17 protein-coding genes and 2 pseudogenes are annotated in these 20,549 nt (G+C 66.7%); 5 read left to right on the forward strand and 14 right to left on the reverse strand.

Going from position 1 to position 20,549, the window contains the following annotated elements; all coding sequences use genetic code 11:
- From ADL25_RS37625 to ADL25_RS37635, 3 genes are all read right to left on the reverse strand, one after another.
- Window positions 1-430 (reverse strand): aldo/keto reductase (locus ADL25_RS37625; protein ID WP_199839272.1); only part of this gene is annotated, 430 nt, incomplete at its 3' end.
- A 245-nt stretch (window positions 431-675) separates the two neighbouring features.
- Window positions 676-1,959, reverse strand: a complete 1,284-nt coding sequence (locus tag ADL25_RS37630) for a phosphatase PAP2 family protein (RefSeq protein WP_059132445.1) — start codon at window positions 1,957-1,959, stop codon at window positions 676-678.
- Between the two features lie 931 nt (window positions 1,960-2,890).
- Entirely contained in the window at window positions 2,891-3,115 is a 225-nt protein-coding gene (locus tag ADL25_RS37635; RefSeq protein ID WP_059132421.1) for a hypothetical protein, read from the reverse strand.
- A 755-nt stretch (window positions 3,116-3,870) separates the two neighbouring features.
- On the opposite strand from ADL25_RS37635, the gene ADL25_RS37640 reads away from it, so the two are divergent.
- The gene (locus tag ADL25_RS37640; protein WP_059132422.1) at window positions 3,871-4,653 is read left to right on the forward strand and encodes a FadR/GntR family transcriptional regulator; all 783 of its coding nucleotides are present in this window, start codon (window positions 3,871-3,873) and stop codon (window positions 4,651-4,653) included.
- On the opposite strand, the gene ADL25_RS37645 is transcribed toward ADL25_RS37640, so the two are convergent.
- The 9 genes from ADL25_RS37645 to ADL25_RS37685 form a co-directional block, all read right to left on the reverse strand.
- Complete coding sequence (locus ADL25_RS37645; RefSeq protein WP_181922996.1) at window positions 4,638-5,474, reverse strand: amidohydrolase family protein; 837 nt, start codon at window positions 5,472-5,474, stop codon at window positions 4,638-4,640. The genes ADL25_RS37640 and ADL25_RS37645 overlap by 16 nt on opposite strands.
- Window positions 5,471-5,809 (reverse strand): L-rhamnose mutarotase, encoded by a 339-nt coding sequence (locus ADL25_RS37650; RefSeq protein ID WP_059132424.1) that lies wholly within the window; start codon window positions 5,807-5,809, stop codon window positions 5,471-5,473. Before ADL25_RS37650 ends, ADL25_RS37645 begins: the two co-directional genes overlap by 4 nt.
- Complete coding sequence (locus ADL25_RS37655) at window positions 5,806-6,987, reverse strand: mandelate racemase/muconate lactonizing enzyme family protein (protein ID WP_059132425.1); 1,182 nt, start codon at window positions 6,985-6,987, stop codon at window positions 5,806-5,808. Before ADL25_RS37655 ends, ADL25_RS37650 begins: the two co-directional genes overlap by 4 nt.
- Before the next feature lie 31 nt (window positions 6,988-7,018).
- Window positions 7,019-7,921 carry a carbohydrate ABC transporter permease gene (locus ADL25_RS37660; RefSeq protein WP_199839273.1) on the reverse strand — a complete coding sequence of 301 codons (903 nt, stop codon included), beginning with the start codon at window positions 7,919-7,921 and terminating at the stop codon, window positions 7,019-7,021.
- 2 nt (window positions 7,922-7,923) lie between these two features.
- Window positions 7,924-8,877 carry a carbohydrate ABC transporter permease gene (locus ADL25_RS37665; protein WP_059132427.1) on the reverse strand — a complete coding sequence of 318 codons (954 nt, stop codon included), beginning with the start codon at window positions 8,875-8,877 and terminating at the stop codon, window positions 7,924-7,926.
- 1 nt (window position 8,878) lies between these two features.
- Window positions 8,879-10,249 (reverse strand): ABC transporter substrate-binding protein, encoded by a 1,371-nt coding sequence (locus ADL25_RS37670; RefSeq protein ID WP_059132428.1) that lies wholly within the window; start codon window positions 10,247-10,249, stop codon window positions 8,879-8,881.
- 78 nt (window positions 10,250-10,327) lie between these two features.
- Window positions 10,328-11,278, reverse strand: coding sequence for a sugar kinase (locus tag ADL25_RS37675; RefSeq protein ID WP_059132429.1), 951 nt, complete (start codon window positions 11,276-11,278; stop codon window positions 10,328-10,330).
- 59 nt (window positions 11,279-11,337) lie between these two features.
- Window positions 11,338-12,099: an SDR family oxidoreductase gene (locus ADL25_RS37680; RefSeq protein WP_059132430.1), complete on the reverse strand. Its 762-nt coding sequence runs from the start codon at window positions 12,097-12,099 to the stop codon at window positions 11,338-11,340.
- A complete protein-coding gene (locus ADL25_RS37685; RefSeq protein WP_059132431.1) occupies window positions 12,096-13,115 on the reverse strand; it encodes a zinc-dependent alcohol dehydrogenase in 1,020 nt (339 codons plus the stop codon). The genes ADL25_RS37680 and ADL25_RS37685 overlap by 4 nt, the downstream gene beginning before the upstream one ends.
- A gap of 140 nt (window positions 13,116-13,255) precedes the next feature.
- On the opposite strand from ADL25_RS37685, the gene ADL25_RS37690 reads away from it, so the two are divergent.
- Window positions 13,256-14,251 (forward strand): aldo/keto reductase, encoded by a 996-nt coding sequence (locus tag ADL25_RS37690; RefSeq protein ID WP_059132432.1) that lies wholly within the window; start codon window positions 13,256-13,258, stop codon window positions 14,249-14,251.
- Between the two features lie 87 nt (window positions 14,252-14,338).
- On the opposite strand, the gene ADL25_RS51690 is transcribed toward ADL25_RS37690, so the two are convergent.
- Window positions 14,339-14,464 (reverse strand): hypothetical protein, encoded by a 126-nt coding sequence (locus tag ADL25_RS51690; protein WP_267889298.1) that lies wholly within the window; start codon window positions 14,462-14,464, stop codon window positions 14,339-14,341.
- 142 nt (window positions 14,465-14,606) lie between these two features.
- Here ADL25_RS51690 and ADL25_RS37695 point away from each other — a divergent pair, with 142 nt between their 5' ends.
- On the forward strand, window positions 14,607-17,018 hold the full coding sequence (locus tag ADL25_RS37695; RefSeq protein ID WP_199839274.1) for a right-handed parallel beta-helix repeat-containing protein: 2,412 nt from the start codon (window positions 14,607-14,609) through the stop codon (window positions 17,016-17,018).
- Between the two features lie 1,478 nt (window positions 17,019-18,496).
- Here the strand turns inward: ADL25_RS37695 and ADL25_RS37705 are convergent.
- Window positions 18,497-19,428 (reverse strand): annotated as a pseudogene (locus ADL25_RS37705) (UTP--glucose-1-phosphate uridylyltransferase).
- A 78-nt stretch (window positions 19,429-19,506) separates the two neighbouring features.
- Between ADL25_RS37705 and ADL25_RS52400 the strand changes: the two are divergent.
- Together ADL25_RS52400 and ADL25_RS47160 are read left to right on the forward strand one after the other, a co-directional pair.
- Window positions 19,507-19,758, forward strand: a complete 252-nt coding sequence (locus tag ADL25_RS52400) for a transposase (RefSeq protein WP_420711406.1) — start codon at window positions 19,507-19,509, stop codon at window positions 19,756-19,758.
- A gap of 250 nt (window positions 19,759-20,008) precedes the next feature.
- Window positions 20,009-20,176 (forward strand): annotated as a pseudogene (locus tag ADL25_RS47160) (IS256 family transposase); the annotation flags it as partial.
- Window positions 20,177-20,549: the final 373 nt, after the last annotated feature.

The following is a 20,549-nucleotide window of genomic DNA, read 5'->3' on the forward strand; positions in this document are numbered from 1 at the left end:
CGCTGGCGGCGATGTTGTCCGTGAGCTGTTCCAGCTTGCGGGCGCCGACGATGACGCTGGTGACGGCGCGCTGGGCGAGCAGCCAGGCGATGGCGACCCTGGCGGGGCTCACCTCGTGCCGCGCGGCGACCGTCCGTAGCGCGGCGAGCACAGTGAAGCCCTTCTCCTCGTCGAAGGGTACGAAGTCGAAGGCGTTCCCGGCCCGGCGGGAGTCTTGTTCTGTGCTGACCCCGCCGCGGTCGAACTTGCCGGTGAGGGATCCGCCGACGAGTGGTTGCCAGACCGTCAGGCTCAGCCCGGCTTCCTCGGCCATGGGCACCAGGTCACGTTCGGCGTCGCGCGACAGCAGTGAGTAGTGCGTCTGATTGGCGACGAACTTCGCCTGGTTGTGCAGCGCGGAGACGCCTAACCTGCAGGTAGAAGGGGCCACGCAACCCGGTGGGGTGCGGGCCCCTTCGGTTACTGCACCTTCCCACCATCCCGCGCCCTGGGCGTCGCCGAGAAGCCCCGCAGGGGTGAATCCGACTGGCCGTCAACTGCGATTGCGGGAGGGCTGCTGCTCACCCGATGACGTCGGTGGGTCAGTTCAGGGAGCGGTGGACGGCGGGTAGAGGTGGGTTCGTGAGCTTGGCGGCAGGGCCAGGCGGCTTTGGAGACGGGCCGTCAAGGGCGAGCTCAGGCCAGCCCGGGTTGTGGTTCCGGTTGCCGTGCCGGTGCGGCTTTTGGTTCCCACAGTCTGGTGGTCCGCAGATAGCCGTGCACCACGGAGGCCATCGCCAGAATGAGAAGCGGTCCGAACAGCCATGGATGGTAGGCCATCTGCACCGGCAGATAGCGATATGACAGCAGCAGTGCGGCGAAGACCGCTGTGCCGTGAGCGACCAGTTGGATCCCGGACCGGTCCCAGCCGCGTGCGAGCGAGCGCAGACCCGCCTCGATCGTGTACGCAAAAACCACGCCGGCAACGATGTCCGCGCCGTAGTGGAAGCCGAATCCCAGCGTTGCGCCGAGCGTGGCGACCAGCCAGAACGTGCCGGCGATGCGCAGAACCCGTGGGCCCCGGCGGGAATGAATGAAGATCGTGGTAGCCCACGCGGTGTGCAGACTGGGCATGCAGTTGCGCGGAGTGATTCCGTCGAAGGGCATCAGGTGCGGTGCATTGACCAGCGCTGGGGTGTCCGGCCACAGGTGGGCGATCGCCCAGCTCCCGCCGTCGGCACCGAAGGCGAAGACCGGTCCGACCACCGGGAACAGCATGTAGATGCTGGGCCCGAGGAGGCCGATGACCAGGAATGTGCGTACCAGATGGTGGTCCGGGAAGCGGCGTTCGGTCGCCACGTTGCGCAGCTGGTAAAAGGCCACGACGACCGCGGCCACCGCAAGCTGACCGTAGACGATGTTGAGAGCGCCGGCGCCGATCGGGCCGGTGGACCTGACGATCCGGCCTACCAGCCACGAGGGATTGCCCAGCGCGTGATCGGCGGTTGCCACGTACTGGTCGAGCACCATCGATCGGGTCTTTGACGTGATGAGCAGCCAGGTGTCACCGGTCTTGCGGCCGGCCACCAGCAACAGGGCCAGCCCGACACCCTTCAAGAGCAACACGCGGTCCTGGCCGGTACGGCGGGTCACAGCAAGGACGGCACAGCCCAGGATCACCCACAATGCGCCGTTACCGAAGGGGTGTCCCTGGGTCACCCTGATGTGGGCTGCCCATCGCACCAGCATGAAGACGACGTCGATGCCGATCGCAATACCTGCCGCGAGGAACCGTTGCCGCCGGGGGAGCACCACCATCATCAAGGCCAGACTGGCGTACAGCAGGAAGCCTGACTTGGGCGGGACTATCACCTCTTGCATCTGCTGGGTGATCGGACCGGGCAAGCCGTAGTGACGTGCGGCAATTTCCAGTGCAACGAGGAATCCGAGAGCCGTCACACCCGCTGCGGTCCACAGTATCGCCCGTGGTCGACGCCACGCGGAGAAGACGGTTCTGGGTCTTATTCGCGAAAACGTCCGCGATGCTATTGATATCAATTAGAGTCGATTTGTTAGATGTTGGTGGATTAATTCAATTGGTGCCGAATAGTACCGTTTTGTCGCTGAAGGTGATCGGGTGATCACCGCGAGTTCGAACATGTTAGCGGAATATTCATGCGAAAGCCGTGCAACGGCAGCCCGGATAGGACGGGTTCGTGCGCTGCCGCCACGGCGAACACGGTGTAGTCGATGCTGAGAAGCGGGCCGAGCCAGAGGGGTTCAGACGGCGGCTGAGGTGATGGACGAAGGGTCCTCCTGCGGCCCAGCCGGCCGGGACCTCTCTGTTGTGGGCGGCTCGCACCGTCCGAAAGGGGATCGGGACAGGTCAATGCCGCCACGAGAGTTCGGGCAGTATGACGGCGCGGCGCATGGCCACCGCTCGAGCGACTTCAGGGCGCGGGGGCCAAACCACGGGTACGATGCTGCGTCCGCTCGGGCCAGGCCCGCTCGGTTTCCCACGTGGGGGCTGTCACTATTACAACGCGACTGTGCGGGGCAGGGCGCATTCCTGCTGCAGATCGTGTATGCGGCCAGCGGCTCGCCGGGACAGCAACTCCTGCACCACCACCTCCACCACAGCAGAACTGCCCCCAGCGCTGCCCTGGACGGCGGTTGTGCCACTGCTACCCGCCCAGCAGCGTCTCGGTCTCCATCTGATCACCGTGAAGTCCTCGGATGCGGGGCTCGATGGGTCATGGAGCCCCGCGCCGCGGCAGGTGTGTCAGAGACCGTCGGTGGTGACGTTGCCCTGCGATACCCGGTAGCCGGTGAGTCCACCGGCGCTGATGCGTAGCATCGGGCGGCCGTTGATGGTGGCGCGCTGGTCGAAGGGGGCGTTGGAAGGGTGGTCTCATTGGACGGTTTTGGTGGTGCGGGTTGAGCCGTCGGTGCCGTACTTGAAGACGTCGACGGGGGTGTTGGCGGGGAAGGTGAGGGTGCGGGCGGGGAGGTAGGTTTTGATCCACCACTGTCCGCGCAGGAAGGCGTTGGGGTAGTACTCGCCGACCCACCAGCCGGTGTAGGCGCCTGCGCTGATGCGGTAGTAGGCGCCGCGGCCGTGGATACGGCGGCGCATGCTGGCGGGGGCGGCGGTGTGCCGGCTGAAGGTGACCTGCTTGGTGGCGGTCTGGGCGTCGTCCTTGGCGGGGTCGTAGGCACCGGTGGCGGTGGTGGCGTATTGGTCGAGAGGGTGCGTGCCCGCGGCGAAGGCGATGGTTCCTGTGTTGGGGACGTCGTCGGAGACCAGGCCAGGGACGCACTTCCCAATCGGCGGCCGAGTCGTTCGTGGGGATCCGGGCGGCCAAGCGTCTCAAGCCACGGTCGGCAGCACGACGACAGCCACACCCGGCTTCCCTGGGCGCCGCAACCCAACGAACGACTGAGGCAACCCAGGAAGGAAGGTAGAGCGCGACGAGTCGCCTCCCCAGCAGCTACCTCCCAAAGGGCGACATGGACTCGATCGATCCCACGACCGAAGATCTCCCCGACGCGATTACGCCACCGACACGGGACACGACCAGATCCTGCCGCCTGGCTGGTCGACGAGCGGCTGACCCACCACCGGTGCGCAGCCTGCGCCGGTCGTATCCCGGCCTTCTTGACCACCACGTTCCGACCGAGTGGACACCGCGCCGGGCCTGGGCGACGAAGGGGCGCAGCCAGTACCGGCGGAGCCCGGTGCCCGTCAACCTGGGCCCGCACCTGGCTGGCAGTCGGTGACTTCGGCGACCGCCGTGATCCAAGCCCTGACTCGACAATGCCGCTGCCAGACGACTTCGGGGTTCAGGAACCTCTTCGACCGCAGATTGATTGAGCGATAAGGTCATACGTATGCCAGCCGAGTCGCAGCCCTCAACCCGTCTGATCCCGCGACGCCTGCCCGCGGGCCGCTTGGGCGTTGCAGTCGTTTCCGAGCTCGTCGACCTCATCGTGACGGGCCAGCTGAAGGAAGGCGAGCTGCTGCCCCCGGAGGGTCCGCTGAGCGAACACTTCGGCGTGAGTCGCACGGTGCTGCGTGAATCGGTGAAGCGGCTGGAGGAGAAGGGCCTGGTGATCGTTTCCCAGGGGCGCGGCACCCAGGTGCGTGCGCCGGGCTACTGGAACATGCTCGATCCGGTGGTGCTGTCCGCGTTGATCGACAACGACGAGACGCTCGGCGTCCTCGACGAGCTGACGATCGTGCGGGCGAGCCTCGAGTCGGCGATGGCGGGCGCGGTTGCCGGTTCTCGCAGCGCAGATGGGTTGCGGAGGCTGGAGAACGCCTTGACCACGATGCGTGAAAGCCAGTCCGAGGCGGACTCCTTCCGGCAGGCGGATGTGGTGTTCCACTACGCGCTCATGGAGATCTCCGGCAACCGGCTTGCGGAGAACATCGCCAAGCATCTGTACAAGCGAGCCACGGAGTCCAGCCGCTACCAGGGCATCGACCCGCCTGACGCGTTCGCACTGACGCTGAAGGAACACGCGGCGATCGTCGATGCCATCTCGAGGCAGGACGTCGCCGCGGCCCAGAAGGCGATGCACGATCACATCCACATCTCGTGGGAGCGTCGTCGGCTGCCCGACCACGCGCCACGGGCGCGTGGTCGAGCGCTCGATCAGGAGAGCGAGTAGACGTCGGCAGCGTTGCCGCCGAATACACGTGCGCGTTCCGAGGCGGAGAGCCCGTCGAGCAGGGCTTCCAGGGCGGACTTCCAGGGCGCCGCACCCCCGCCGAGCTCAGCCAGCGGCCAGTCGGAGCCGTAGAGCAGACGCTCAGGGCCGAAGGATTCCAGGGCGATCGTCACCGGGGCGGCGAGATCGGCTGCACGCCATGATCCGGGGGCGAGGCCCGACGTGAGTCCCGAGACCTTCGCGACGACGTTCGGTTGCCGCGCGAGATCCCGCAGCCGCGATGCCCACGCACTCCTGTCCTGCCCGGGCTCGGGCGGACCGCCCAGGTGATCGAGCACGAAGCGGAGTCCGCCGTGGCGCGCGGCCAGGCGGGTTGCCTGAGGGAGCTGCCACTCACGCACGACGAGGTCGAAGCAGAGGCCTTCACGCTCGAGTACGGCGAGGCCCGCGCCGACCTCCTCGCGCATCATCCACTCCGGGTCTGGGTCGATGTGGGCCAGATGCCGCACCCCGACGACGGGGACGGCGGCGTTCTTGCGGATCTGGTCGAGCTGAGGTCCGACCTCGGCCGCGAGGTCGACCCACGCGACGAGGCCGGCGATGGCTGATGAGTCCAGCTTGGCGAGCCGGATGCTCTCGTCGTGGCTGTTGCTCGACTGCACGACCACGGCACCATCGAGTCCGGTCGAGGCCAGCATCTCGCTCAGATCTGAGGCGCCGAAGTCGCGGGCGATCGGCGCCATGGTCTCCGCGTCGATCCAGTCCTGCGGGTCCACCGCCCGGTCCCACAGGTGCACATGGGCGTCGATGCCGGCAGTCATGCGAGATGCCACACTTCCTCGACAGGCTGCCACAGCGCCCCGGGATCACGCTCCTCGGCGATCCTCACCTGGCACGGGTCGGTATGCGTCCACCATTCCTGCGAAGCCGGGTCCTCGGCGATCCTCCGCATGTCCGCCTCGTGGTCCTCGCCGACGTACTCGTAGTAGGCGAACAGGATGTCGCCGAAGATGAAGATGCTGTAGTTGCGCACGTTGCATTCGGTGAGCTTTCGCTCGACGCTCGGCCACACGGCACGGTGCAGCGTCAGGTACTCCTCGCGCTTCTCGGGCCGCACACCCACGACGAAGGCCCTGCGCTCAGGTTGACGGGTCACGAGGATCGGCCTCCGTGGTGCGTCGGGTCATCCATCACGTCCGGCTCGGCCACCAGTCGCAGGGCAGCGCGTTCGGGCCGAATGTGCGGTCCGGTCGCTGCGGGCCGGGGCGTCGCAGCGCCGGCCGGTGACATCTGGGACTCGTCGACCATGATCCCGATACCTGGGCGATCGCCCAGGACGATGCCTCCGTCGTCGAACTGCTGGTCGACGTCGAGACCGACGGGAAAGAGAAGATCCTGGACTTCGAAGGCCAGATGGTTCGGCACGGCGGCGGCGGCGTGCGCCACCGGGTTCGCGTTGTACGCGACGGGACTCACCGGCAGATCGTGGGCGTGTGCGAGCGTCGCGACGCGGAGGAAGTGGGTGATCCCCCATACGTTGCCTACCTGCACGATGTCGACCGCGTTGGCGTCCAGCAGGGGGCGGTACTGCTCCAGTCCGGTCAGGTTCTCGCCGCTTGCGATCGCCGCGCGCACCTTCCCGCGCAGCGCGGCCATGCCGGCCGCATCCCAGCGGCGCAGCGGTTCCTCCACCCAGGTGAGGTCCATGCGCTGCTCGATGGCCGCGACGTACCGGGCCGCCTGGGCGTGGTTCCAGGACTCGTTGGCGTCGAACATGAGCGCTGGCCGGCGGGAGTTGCGGCTGAGAATGTCGCGCATGATCTCCAGCCGGGGCAGGTCGCGGTCGAGGTCGCGGCCGCCTTTGAGCTTGCCGGCCTTGAACCCGCGGTCCGCGAACCGACCATAGAGGTCGGCGAGTTCATCCTCGGTCAGGCCGTACTCGAGGCCGGACGCGTACCCGGGGACGAAGCGCTCGCGGGCCCCGAGGGTCCGCCAGAGCGGCTCGTCGGCGGCCTTGGCCTTGATGTCCCAGAGGGCCATGTCGACGGCTCCGATGGTGCCGAAGGTGGATCCTGAGTGACCGGCCTTGAACACCCAGTCGAGCATTCGGTCGTAGAGTGCCACGACCGACCGCGGGTCATCGCCCTCGATCGCGGGGAAGACACGGGCGATGTCGGCGTGGGAGCCGAGGCCTACTCCCTCGACGCCGGTGTCGGTCTCGATTATGAGGACGGGGACCGGCGTGGCGTGGCCGGGCTGGACGCCGTTGACGTCCCCGGTGATTCTGCCCCAGTCGTGAACGGTGTTCAGGCTGCGGTACCCGGTGATCTTCATCGGCGGTGGTTCTCCTTGCATGTGCGAGCGGTCATTCCTTGGTTCCTCCAGCTGTCATGCCCGCGACCAGGAATCGCTGGGAGAACAGGAAGACGACCAGGACGGGCAGGATCGACACGATCGTCCCCAGCGCCAAGGTGGGCAGCTGAACGGAGTCGGATCCGGCTGAGCTGGGATTGAAAGCCGGGGTTGACGCCAGAAGCGAGGTGAGCCCGACCTGGATCGGGTAGCCGTCGCTCGAGGGCAGCATCACGAACGGGAGGAAGAAGTTGTTCCAGTTCTGAACAAAGCTGAAGAACGCCACCAGGGCGACGATCGGGGCGGCCAGCGGAAGGGCGACTCGGGTGAAGACCTGGAACCCGTTGCAGCCGTCGATGCGCGCGGCGGCGAGGATGTCACGAGGGATGCTGGTCGAGAAGTAGATGTAAGTGAGATAGACGCCGAACGGGAAGAACGACATGGGCAGGATCACCGACAGCGGGCTCCCGATCAGACCGACACTGTTCAGCTCGAGGAAGATGGGCAGTACCAGTGCGGTGCTGGGGATCAGCATGACGACGAGTGTCAGCACGAGCAGCGCCTGCCGAAGCCTGAACTCCGTGAGCGCGAGCGCGTAGCCGGCGGGGATGCTCACGAGGAGCGTGATCACCAGGGCGCCGATCGCATACAGTGCAGAGTTCCCGATCCAGGTCGTCACCGCACCGTCCTGGAAGTCGAACAGCTGATGCCAGTTGGCGACGAAGTCCGATCGCGACCCGAGCGAGAACGGGTTGGCGACGACGAGCGCCTTTGAGGATTTCGTGACCGCGAGGAGCAGCCAGACAATCGGGACGGCGAAGAACAGGACGAAGACGACGAGCAGGACGCCGGCGATGGACCGCCCGCTCCACCCGCTGAGGCTCGGCCGGCGGCGTTCGGCGGAGAGTGCTCTCATGGTCATTCCTTCTCGAAGAGGCCACCGCGGGTCACGAACGCCCAGGACAGCAGGAGTGCGACGACCAGCAGGATCAGCGAGATCGCGGCCGCGCCGTTGAAGTCGTTCTGCTGGAACGCGTACTGGTAGGCCAGCTGGTTGAGCGAGTAGTCGTTGGGCACTACCGCATTGCTGGCCTGGCTGAGCAGCTGTGGCTCGACGAACAGCTGGGTGCCGGCCGCGAGCGACATGACGCCCATGTACGCAACCCACTTGCGCAGCATCGGAAGCTGGATCCGCAATGCGATCTGGACAGCGTTCGCACCGTCGATGCGGGCGGCCTCGATCACGTCGGTGCTGATGTTGTTGAGGGCGCCGTACATGATGATGATCCACCCGCCGGCTCCGGTCCAGAACGCGATGATTGCGAAGATCGCTGGGAGGTGGCCGGGTTGGATCACCTGCACGAAGCTGTCGAACCCCATCGCGCTGAGCAGGCCGCTGACCGGGCTCGCCGTCGGATCGAGGACGAAGAGCCACAACAGGACGCTGGACGCGCCCGCGAGCGCGCCGGGTAGGTAGTAGACGAAGCGCAGGGTTGTGCTCACCCACCGCACACTGACGGCGTGGACCACCAACGCCAGGCCGACGACGAAGACGACCAGGGCGAGGAGCCAGATGAGGAGATAGGTGGTCACGTGGAACACGGCTGGCCAGAACCGGAAATCGCCGACGACCTTGGTGAAGTTGTCGAAGCCTGCGAATCCACCGTCGGCGTTCGTGAAGGCCAGGAGTACTGCGTAGAGCGAAGGGATGATCCCGAAGGCGATGGTGAGCAACGCGTAGGGCGAGACGAAGAGATAGCCGATCGGATTGCGAGCGAAGGCGCGGCCGGCCGGTCGGCCGCTACCCCGGCGTGACCGCCGACGCCCCGAGGCGTCAACGGTCAGCTGGTCACTCGGAGGAGCGAGGGTCATGTCACTTCACCGCGTATCCGTTGACCTTGGCCTGGTTCTCGATTGCCTTCTGCCAGGTCGGCAGTAGGTCCGCGATCGACTTGCCGCCCGTGATCCCCGGGGTCATCGTCTTCGCCCATATCGCCTCCTGGCTGAACGTGGGGTAACCCCAGCCGTCCCAGACCTGCGACGCGGCGGTCACCACCGGCTGCAGCGGGGTGGCGTAGTACTTGCTCGCCTCCTGCTTGGCGATCCACTTCTGTGCGGCGGGCGCGTATGCCGGGTAGCCCGGTGCGACATTGACCTGATAGTCGTCGGCCGTGGTGACGAACTGGACGAATTTCTCGGCGGCCTTGAGGTTCTTCGAATGGCTGGAGATGAACCAGGTTCCGCCACCCACGTTGCCCGTCACAGCCTTGTCCTCGCCCTTCCACGGCAGCGGCGCGGCGACGCCGAGCCGCCCGGCCGGCACGTTGAGCGACTGAGGGTTGTTGAAGATCGCGCCGGCGTACCAGGCCGGACCTGGCATCATCAGCACCTTCCCCGAGTACTTCTTCAAGAACTCGGGAGTGAACACGCTGACCACCGGCACGGTCCCGTTCTGGCGGAGGGCGTCGAGCATCGAGGCCGCCCGCTTGCACTCGGTCGAGTCGGTCTTCACGGTGAGGGACTTGGGACCGGGCGCGTCATTGGCCTGGCACTTGCTCGCCCACATGAACACCTCGGGCGTCCAGGCATCTCCGGCCGTCCCGATGATGTAACCGGGGTGCTCCTTGGCGACCTTCTCCCCGAGCGCCTGGTACTCCTCCCACGTGGTCGGGACGGCGTAGCCGAACTGCTCCAGCAGGGACTTGTCGTACCAGAGCACCGCTTGGGCGAGGTCGTTGCGCAGGCAGTACACGCGGCCGTCCACCGTGCAGGGGTTGAGTGAGCCTTGGGTGAAGTTGCTGAGCGTGTCCTTCGGGACCAGACCCTTGTCCAACACGGCCGCGAACGCCTGCTTGCCGCCGCTCTTCTGGCTGGCCCATGCCGCGTCATTGTTCTGGCTGGAGAAGACGACGTCGGGCCAGCCACTGCCGGCGCGGTCGAAGAGCTGCACCTTCGTCCGGAAGGAGTTGGACCCGTTGGCCGACCCGTCATAGGTGACGACCTTGATCTTGGTGTCCGGGTTCGCCTTCTGGAACGCTTTCGCGGCAGCCTGTCGGTCCGCGTCCACCCAGACGGTGATCGTCGAGGAGGCCTCCTGCTTGGCTTCGGGAAAGCCATGCGGCCCGTTCGCCGAGCTGCCTTGGCCGCCGCAACCAGCGAGGGTCAGGAGCGCCGTTGCGGCGCACATCACGGCGACGGTCGATGCCTTACGGCGCGAACGCACCAGAGTGTGGATTCCGACCATGAGATGTCCTTGTCCTGTCGACTTCGTTGACGACTTCGCCAGGACTATAGGGCATACGTATGATGTTTGTCATGCATATTACCTTGATACCGGATCGTCGTTCTCCAGCAGCGTGAGGTCGTCCAGAGTCGGCGCGCCCTCCCAGTCGCCGGGGCCCATGCATGCGAACGCGCCGGCGATCGTCGCAAGGTCGAGGCAGGCCGCCATGTCGGCTGCCCGGGTGTAGCCGGCAAGGAAGCCGGCGACGAAGGCGTCGCCGGCGCCCACCGAGTCCACGACCGGGACCGCGAGGGCGGCACGCTCGAGCACAGCTCCGTCGTGGTAGCCGATGCTGCCGGCCGCACCCCGCTTGACCACCGCCGTCGACGGACCGAGATGCGCGAGCGAGGCGACGAGTTCTGCAGGGTCGCTCGTCCGGGTGCCGGTGAGCAGGGTGGCCTCGTCCTCGCCTGCGAACACGAGGTCCGCGGCGGCCGCCACCTCTCGGTACACCGGCGCGGGGTCCCCTGTCCTCCACAGTGAGCGCCGATGGTTGACGTCAAAGGAGACGCGCACTCCGGACCGCCGCGCCAGCCGCACCACCTCGTGAACGGTCTCGCGGGCCGAGTCGGAAATCGAAGCGGTGATCCCGGTGACGTGAATGAGGGCGGCGCTCTGCACCAGGTGGGGGTCGATGTCGTCCACGGTCAGGCGGCTGCCGGCGCTTCCAGAGCGGTAGAACCACACTCTCGTGGTGTGAGGGGTGCGCCTCTCCTTGATCATCAGGCCGGTCGGCGCGTCGGGATCGACGATGACTCTTGCGTCGACACCTTGGCCTCGGATGTCGCGAACGACCCGCCGACCGAGGGGGTCGGCTCCGACTCGTCCTACCCAGACCGCCTCAATGCCGAGCCGGCTGAGGCCTATGGCAACGTTGCTGTCCGCACCTCCGGTCGCGATGCGGGCGTCGGCCACCTCGGCGAGGTCGCCGACGTCGGCTGCGCGGAACAGCCCCATCGTCTCCCCGAAGGTCAGCACGTGACCGCCCATCAGGCTGTCCTCACCGCTTCTGGCCGGAGCGTTGTCACCACCTGGGCGTTCGAAGAGCCTCATCGGCCAAGCCAGCCACCGTCGACCGGCAGGATCGTCCCGGAGACGTACCGCGCAGCGTCCGACGCCAAGAACACAGCAGCGCCTGCGATGTCCTCCGCCGTTCCCCACCTCCCCGCCGGTATCCGCTCGATGATCGCGCGGGACCGGGCAGGGTCGTCCTGGAGCGCTTGGGTGTTGTCGGTCGCAATGTAGCCCGGGGCGATGCCGTTGACGGTCACACCGTGTCCAGCCCACTCGTTCGAGAGCGCCCGAATCAGTCCCGCGACGCCGGACTTGGCGGCCGCATAGCCCGGCACGTTGATCCCGCCCTGGAACGAGAGCAGGGAGGCGGTGAAGATGATGCGCCCGCGTTGCGCATCCAGCATCCGCCGCCCGAGAACCTGGCTGAGCGCGAACGTGCTCGTGAGATCGACTTCGAGCACCTCGTCGAACCAGTCCAGGGGGTGCTCGGCGGCGGGAGCGCGGCGGATGGTCCCGGCGTTGTTGACCAGGATATCCACCGGGCGCTCGTCTGCGGCGAGTTCCTCGGCGAACCGGGTCACCTGCCGTCGGTCTGCGAAGTCGACGCGGTGTCCCGAGAATTCACGACCGAGCCGGCGCACTCGGTCGCCGATTGCCGATGACGCCGGATCGAGGGTGGCGGAGAGTCCGACGATGTCGGCACCGGCAGCGGCCAGAGCCTCGGCGATGGCGAACCCGATTCCACGCTTGGCCCCCGTCACGACAGCGAGGCGGCCGGTCAGGTCGAACGGGTTCATGACACGCTCACCTCGACGAGCAGCTTCATCGCCTGCCCGGCCTCAAGGACACCGAAGGCCGATTCGAGCTCACTCAGGGGCACGATGCCCGTAATGAGCTTCTCGGCCGGGATGGCGCCCTCGGCCAAGAGCTCGACGGCGCGCTCGAAGTCGTGGCGCTGGTAGACCCGTGCACCGAGCAACCTCAGCTCCCGCCAGAACACGCGGTGCAGGTCGATGGGCCGCGGTTGCGAGTGGATGGCCACCACCACGAGCGTGCCACGGACCTTCGCCAAGCTGGTGGCGCCGAGCACGGCGGCGGCCGAGCCGGAGACCTCGAACACGACGTCCGCTCCGGCACCGTCCGTCCACTCCTCCACCCAGGCGACCTGATCGACCGACGAGGGGTCCAGCGTCGTCAGCCCCATCTCCTCGGCGGCGGCCCGCCGGGTCGGGTCGATCTCGGCGATCACGACCTCGGCACCGAACGCGGCAGCAACGATCGCGATCAGAACGCCGATCGGGCCCGCACCGATAACGACCGCCTTGTCGCCTACGACAAGTTCGGAGCGCCGTACGTCGTGAACTGCCACCGCGACGGGCTCCACAAGCGCGGCGTCTCGCAGCGAGATCTCCGAGGGCAGCCGCACGAGTGTCGACGCCGGTACATTCCAGTACTGCTGAAGGGCTCCGGGGCTGTCGATGCCGATGAAGTCCAGGTTCTGGCAGATGTGCTCGTTCCCCGCACGGCAGGCCGGACAAGTTCCGTCCCAGGCCAGCGGCATGACAGTCACCGCATCACCCACCGACCAGCCTTCCACGTCAGCGCCGAGGGCGACGATCGTGCCTGACATCTCGTGCCCGATCGTCGCCGGCTTGCTGACCCGGCCGTCCATGTCCCCGTGGAACACGTGGAGGTCCGTACCGCAGATTCCGACGTAAGCCACGGCAACTCGGACCTCCCCCGCACGCGGCTCGGCCGGTTCCCGCTCCTCGACCGTTATCGTGCGCTCGCCTACGTAACTTGCCGCCAACATGCCGATCGGCCCTCCTCGTTATGTCGCAGGCCGCACCGGCCCAGAGCACTGCGCACCCTAACAGGAAACATAATACGTATGCTGTCACTGCTACCCTCGGCCTCGTGACCAGCGAGCCACCGCCGCGCGACGACGCATCCATGGAACAGACGCTGCCGACCCGAGGATTGCGAACCGGGCACCAGCTCACGGAGTTGGGCCTGGGTGCAGCCCAGTTCGGCAACCTGTTCACCGAGACGACCGACGACGAGTCCCATCGCGCCGTCAGAGCCGCAGCCGAGGAAGGGATCCGCTACTTCGACACCGCGCCGCATTACGGCCTCGGGCTGTCCGAACGCCGCCTGGGGGACGCCCTGCATGCGACCGCTCGGCGAGGTGTGGTCATCTCCTCGAAGGTCGGGCGCCTGCTCGTGGACAGCCCGGACACGACTCACCGGCTCGACGACGACGGCTTCATCGTGCCGGCGACGAAGAGGCGGGTCTGGGACTTCAGCCGCGACGGGATCCTTCGTTCCGTGGAGGAGTCACTGGCGCGGCTCGGGACGGACCGGCTTGATATTGCCTATCTGCACGATCCGGACGACCACTGGGGGCCGGCATCGTCGAGCGGGATCGCTGCTCTGGCCGAGCTTCGGGACCAGGGCGTCGTCGGTGCCATCGGCGCCGGCATGAACCAGGCGGCGATGCTGGCCGAGTTCGTGAGGCAGACCGACGTCGATGTGGTCATGGTCGCCGGGCGGTTCACCCTTCTCGACCAATCGGCACTGGAGGACCTGTTGCCCGTCGCCAGCGCCCGCGGCGTCGGCGTCGTCGCCGCGGCGGTTTACAACTCCGGACTGCTGAGCAGTTCGGCCGTGGACGGCTCGGCGAACTACGACTACGGGGCAGCGCCGCGGGCCGTCGTCGAACGTGCCGCCCGCATTGCCGCCGCCTGTGAGCGACACGGCGTGGAGCTTCCCGTGGCCGCCATCCAATACCCGTTGCGCCATCCCGCGGTTGCCTCGGTGGTGACAGGGATGCGCACTCAGGAACACGTGCGAAGCAATGTCGCGCGGTATCGGGCGGTGATCCCGGAGGCGCTGTGGGAGGAGCTGCACTTCACAGGGCTCGTCCCGGACCCGGTCCGGACGAGCTGATCCTCCGGGGTCAAAGTCAAACATCATATGAGTCTTGTCGCAAACATCATACGTATGCTAACTCTGTGGCGGGCATCAATGCCCCAGTCACAGGAAGCGATCGAACATGACATCGACGTCAGACTCGACACGCTCGGTGAGCAGACGATGGAGGCGCAGGGCAGGCATCCTTGCGGCGCTCGGCGCCTGCGCCGTCATCGCATCAGCGCTCATTCCTCTCCAGGCGCAAGCCGCGCCTCGGACGGTGTACTTCGCAGCGCCGGACGGTAAGGACTCCGGACACTGCAGCCAGTCGCAGCCGTGCTCGCTCGAGCGGGCTCAGCATGTTATCGGCCCGGCCGCCAAGCATGGTGACGTGAGCGTTCAGCTTGCCGACGGCACCTACCGACTTTCCAAGCCCCTCCGGTTCGGACCCGGCAACGACGGCGGTGACCACACCATCCACTGGACCGCCGCCCCGGACGCCCACCCCGTCATCACAGGCGCCTCGAAGCTCACCGGCTGGTCCAAGTCCGAGGCAGGGTCAGGCATCTGGGAGGCGGATACCCCCAGCGGCCTCGACACCCGCCAGCTCTACGTGAACGGCGTGATCGCCCCTCGCGCCGCCATCCGCCTGGCCAACGCAGACGTCACTCCCACTGCAACTGGTCTCACCATCAAGAACCCGGCCCTGAGTTACCTCGCCACGCTCCCCGACCAGGGGCGCATCGAGTTCGAGTCCCTCGGCGACTTCACGAACCGCTACTCGCCGGTTCAGAGCATCAGTGCCACCGAGATCACGATGGCGCAGCCCGCGTGGGACAACAACACGTGGGGCTGGGACACCGTCCAGAACTCATTCCTGGCCGGTCCGAGCTGGTACCTCGACAACTCACTGAGCTTCCTCACCCAGGTCGGCCAGTGGTACATAGATCCGGGCGCCGGGAAGCTCTACTACAAGCCGGCGAACGGGGTCGACCCCAACAAGCTCGACATCGAGCTGCCCCGCCTGGAGACACTTGTCAGCATCGGCGGGACGTACGACAAGCCGGTGACCGGTCTCGCCTTCGAGGGCATCCAATTCTCCGGAACCTCCTGGCTCGGCCCCTCGACCGACGGCTATGCGGACCAGCAGAACGGCCTCTTCATCAAGGGCGCCTACAACTACCGCCCCACCGACGCCTTCACCAGCTGCTCGCGCGGCTGCGAGATGTTCGAACGAGCGCGCACCAGCTGGTACCAGGAGCCCGCCGCCGTGCAGGTCTCCGCCGCCAGCCGCATCTCGTTCACCGCCAACACGTTCACCAACCTCGGCCAGTCGGCGTTGGGCGTCGGAAACGACGCCAACGCCACGACGACCGGCGTCGGACTGGGCGCCAGCGACATCGACGTGGTCGGCAACCGGTTCACGGAGAACAGTGGGCACGGCGTCGCGGTCGGCGGCGTGCTCCCTGACGCGCACCACCCCAGCGACCCGAGGATGACCAACAAGAACATCCTGATCGCCAACAACACGATCAATCGCGTGGCCGTGGACTACAAGGACAACAGCGGCATCCTCAGCACCTACGTCACAGGCGCCCGCATCCTGCACAACGAGGTCTCCAACGTCCCCTACGACGGCATCGACACCGGCTACGGCTGGGGCATCAACGACGCCGGGGGGTCGAACGACTACGTCGACCGCGGCTACTACAAGTGGAACACGCTCTACACGACGCCGACCACGCTCAAGGACAACCGCGTCGAGGGCAACCTCGTGCACAACACGAAGGCACGCTTCGCCGACGGCGGATCGGTCTACAACCTCTCCGCCAGCCCGGGAACCGTGGTCGCCAAGAACTACCTGTTCAACATCTCAGGAGTCGGCCTCTACCTCGACGAGGGCTCGCGCTCGATGACCTATGAGAACAACGTGGTCCAGGGCGGTTCCTTCCTCTTCACCAACGCGTACAGCCTCCGCAACAACACCAGCGACAACGTCATCCAGAACAACTGGTACAACTCGGGTGGAGCCTCGACGCCGAACGCCGGGGCACACAACAACCAGCTGATCAACAACGTGAAGGTCACCGGCGCCAACTGGCCCGCAGGCGCACGGGACGTGATCTGCCAGGCGGGTGTCGCGCCGCAGTACCGGACGTCGCTCAACGCGAACCAGTTCGGCTTCAGCGGGTGCGCGGTCAATGCACCGGTCGCACCCGGCCTCCGCACTTCCGGAGGTTCGGCCGTCAGCTCGTACTTCGGCCAGAGCGGCGATGGATTCGGGATCGCGGCGGCCGGCGCCGACGTGTGGGGCGCCGGCGGTCAACACGACGACCAGTTCGGCTCGATCTACCGGGCCGGCTCGTTCCAGGCCGACTCGAGCGTGTCCACCCGGGTCGTGTCGGTCAACGACGCCAATGCCTGGGCCAAGTCCGGGGTCATGGTCCGCAACGACATGACCAAGGCGGGAAGTTCGGCCGGGTATGCCGTCGTCGCGGTCACCGCCCGCAACGGCGTCGTGTTCGAGTGGGACACCAACGGCGACGGGTACCTGGACACAGACGCCCGCGCCAGCGTCGACATCTACCGCCCCATCTGGGTGAAGCTCACCCGATCGGGAACCTCGTTCAACGCTTCGTACTCCTACGACGGTGCCAACTATGTCCCGATCGGTGAGCCCGTGACGTTGGCCTCGGCCGCAGCGAAGCAGGACGCGGGCATCTTCTCCACCTCCCACGACGCCGCCCAGTCAGCGATCAACCAGTTTGACTCCGGCGCCGTTACGGCCGCAACGATGCCGTAGGTGCCGCTCACGGTGGGTCAACGATAGGCGCGGCGAGGTGATCCTGAGCGCGCCGGCAGACTGACCGTTCAGGTTCACGGACTCTGGCGGCGGGCGCATGAGAGGACCAGAGCACCAAGCGTGACCTGCCGTCGAACCATCCGGCCGTGCGGGGCGGACGTACGCTCGCCCCGCACGGCATTCTGAACCGCTCGCTCCGGACTCTGTGGAGGCTGATGTGCCCCGGCTTCGTTGCGTCATAGGTGCCGGTCGAGGCCCGGGGAATCGGGGGCGGGCGGCGGGCTATTGCGGGGGGCGATGATGAGGGGCCGGGCGCCAGCGAGGCGGCCGGACCAGTGTCGCTCGTCGGGGTGTTGAGGGGCGCGGACTGTGACGGCGAGGACCTGGGCGAGGTTGTGGCGGTCACGCAAAGGCAGAGGCTCGTCAAGGACGACGGTGCGCGTACCACTGAGGGTGTAAGGCGTGCTGGGATGGCCGAGCCTGGTGAGGTGCTGGTCGATGTCCGCCTCAGTCGCCGGGCTTTGCCGGGGCGCGGCTTGATGGCACCGTTCACGCTGGAGGGCGGGGCACCGGTTTGCGGTCAGGCAGGTGGGGGTGCTCAGGACGCCAGCGCGGTCGGAGCGGCCCAGGACGTAGGCCAAGGCGCAGCTGTTGGTCTGGAAGACAGGGTGGCTGGCGTAGCGGTCCTGGATGTGGTGCAGCCACTCCCAGGCCGGCCGGGCCAGACGGAGTCGGCGGCCTGCGCTTCCAGATGCGGGTCAGCGAGCTGGGGCCACAGGCCGGCGATCTGATTCAGGGCGGTGGGCTTGACCTTGGTGCCCACCGCGACGGTGCAGTCGGCGTAGCGGGTGACCCAGTACATGATGCGCTCGAGGGCATCCGGGGTGCTGTTCTGTGGCAGGAATGGCCGCCAGTAGTGGATCACCGGGATGCCGGCTGCGTGCAGGCGGGGGAAGTTCACTCGCAGGGAGTCGTGGTCGATGCCGCGCTCGATGTCGGGGACAAGTCCGGAGTAACTGAGGTGGACCAGGACCGGCAGTCCCCGCCGCGCGGCTGCGGGTGATGCACTCTAGAACGTCGTCCGGGATGGCGCACTTGGTGATCAGGCACACGGGGTTGTGGACCGTGGAGGCGCTGAGGACGTCGAGCAGCGCGATCAAGTGGGCGCGGGTGACGGGCGTGGCCAGGGCGTCGGTACAGGTGTAGAGCGCGAGGACCAGCTCGGGGTGGTAGTAACGGTGGGCAAGGAGCTGGTCGAGTGTCTCCTCCGGTGTGGCGAGAACCTCGGGTTTAGCACGGGTGAGTCCGAGGTTGCAGGTAGGGGTAGTCGCAGCCTTTGGGGCAGTCTTGAACTGGGTTGATGGCCAGCCAAGTGTCATGCTGGTCGATGACGGGTTCGAAGAGGCGATGGCGTGCCATGGGTGCTCTCCTTGTGTGCCGCCTGCCGTGGCCAGGCGGCACACAAGGAGAGCGGCAGCTCAGGGCATGGATGTGGCGTCCACGCTGGAGTCGGCGCGGTCGTCGTCGAGTTCCCGGACGAGGCCGCGCAGGACGGGCCCGTACTCAGGGTGGGCGAGGGCGAAGGCCATCTGGGCGACGAGGTAGTCGGCCGGGTTGCCGGTGTCGTACCAGCGGCCTTGGATGACTTGCCCGTACACCGCCCGGGTAGAAGCGTAGGCGTTGATGGCGTCGGTCAGGTACACCTCGCCGGTCTTGTGCTCGTACCAGCGGCGAGTCTGTTCGCGCAGCTCGTCAACGATGCCGGGAGTGATCACATAGCCGCCGATGGCCGCGTACGGGGATGGCGCATCAGCCGGTTTCGGCTTCTCGATCAGGCCGGTGATGCGCAACTGGCCGTCACCGAGGTCTTCCTTGACAACGGGCACGCCGTAACGCCGGGACTCGGCGGGGTCCACCGGCATCAGAGCCAGGACTGGGCAGCCTGTCTGTTCGTAGGCGCGGACCAGCTGCTGGGCTCGGGGGACCTCGGCCACGAACACGTCGTCCGGCCACAGCACCAGTACCGGTTCGTCGCCGAAGGAGCGGGCGCGTTCAGCACAGGCGTGCCGTTGCCGTACGGGCCGTGCTGGTCGAGGTAGGTGATATGGCCCTTGCGGGCTAGCTCGGCGACCTCCTCCACCGCGGCCGCGTACGCCGTCTTCCCATCGCGGCGCAGCTGTTCTACGAGGGCGGGGTTGGGCCGGAAGTGATCCTGGATCAAGCTCTTGCCGCCGGAGACGACGATGGTGATGTCGGTGATGCCGGAGTCCACCAGCTCGCGCACGGTGTGCTCGATCACCGGTTTGTCGCCGACCGGGAGCATTTCCTTCGGCGTGGCTTTGGTCAGCGGCAGCAGGCGGGAGCCGAGTCCGGCGGCGGGGATCACGGCCCTGCGGATCGTCGGGGACATCAGGTCTCTCTCGGTCGGACGGCCCGCCGTACCGGTCGGCACGGCACACTCCGAACCTACCAATGGATCCTGCACTTCCTGACCTGGTGCTCGGACGCTGAAATCCCCGAAGTCCGTCAGCTCGCGGTCACCGTCGACCGCTGGTGGGCCGAGATCTCCGCATTCATCGATACCGGCCACAGCAACGCCAAGAGCGAAGGGATCAACCGTGTGATCAAGCTCGTCGCCCGCAACGCCTTCGGGTTCCTTAATGCCGACAACCAGCGACTACGGACACGCTGCGTCACTACTCGACGAGCCCACGGACACGTCCGAACCGCCCAACTTTGAAGACCCCGTAGAGTCCAGCCCCCTCGACTGGGCGTCGGCGCGAGTATTGATCTCAGAGGGCATAGAGAGCAATCCGCCTGCTTCAAACGAGCTCCCGCCCCTCGCCTATGCGGAGTGCGTCAGCCATCGGCGGCAATGGGACTGTAAATCGTTCGGTGTAACTCCCGATCATGGAAGATGCATCGATGACCAGTGAGAACGTGACCGAGCACGAAGCCGTCGACCCGGTGGCGGCTGTGTCGGCGAAGGCCGTGGACACTTCCCCAACGAGCAAGCTGCGATGAAGTGCGCCTACATGGCGATCATGTCGCTTGATCCCACCGGCAAGGGCCAGACCCGCTGGACCATGCGTTGGAAGACCGCAATCAGCGCTTTCGACATCACCTCCGACGGCCGCCTCTCAGCAGCCCGTCAGTAACCAAAACCTCAGTTGCACCGCTCGTTTGACAGACCCCGTCGTGGAACGGGCGTGGTTCATGGCGTCCAGGTGGAGCGCGCCACTGTACGAACGACTGTGAGGATTGATCACGGCCCCGCTCGGCAGGCCTGACTCGCCGAACGATTGACGCTTCGAGCTGCCCTCTCCAGGAGTCGTCGGCCGGTTGGGCGGCGCTTTGCACACGCCCGACCGGCCGCGCGCCAGAGCGGCTCCGCCCGAAGCTGCCGACAAATCATCAACAGGACAGCATGCGTCGGTCAGACGGAGGGTCAGACCCCTCGGACGGCCCCATCGCCAGCCTCACAGTCAGGTGTAGATGTCAGCTCCCTCGTCCGGCATCCTTGACCCCGGA

The organism is Streptomyces sp. NRRL F-5122 (assembly GCF_001507435.1).
Classification (GTDB): Bacteria; Actinomycetota; Actinomycetes; order Streptomycetales; family Streptomycetaceae; genus Streptomyces; species Streptomyces lannensis.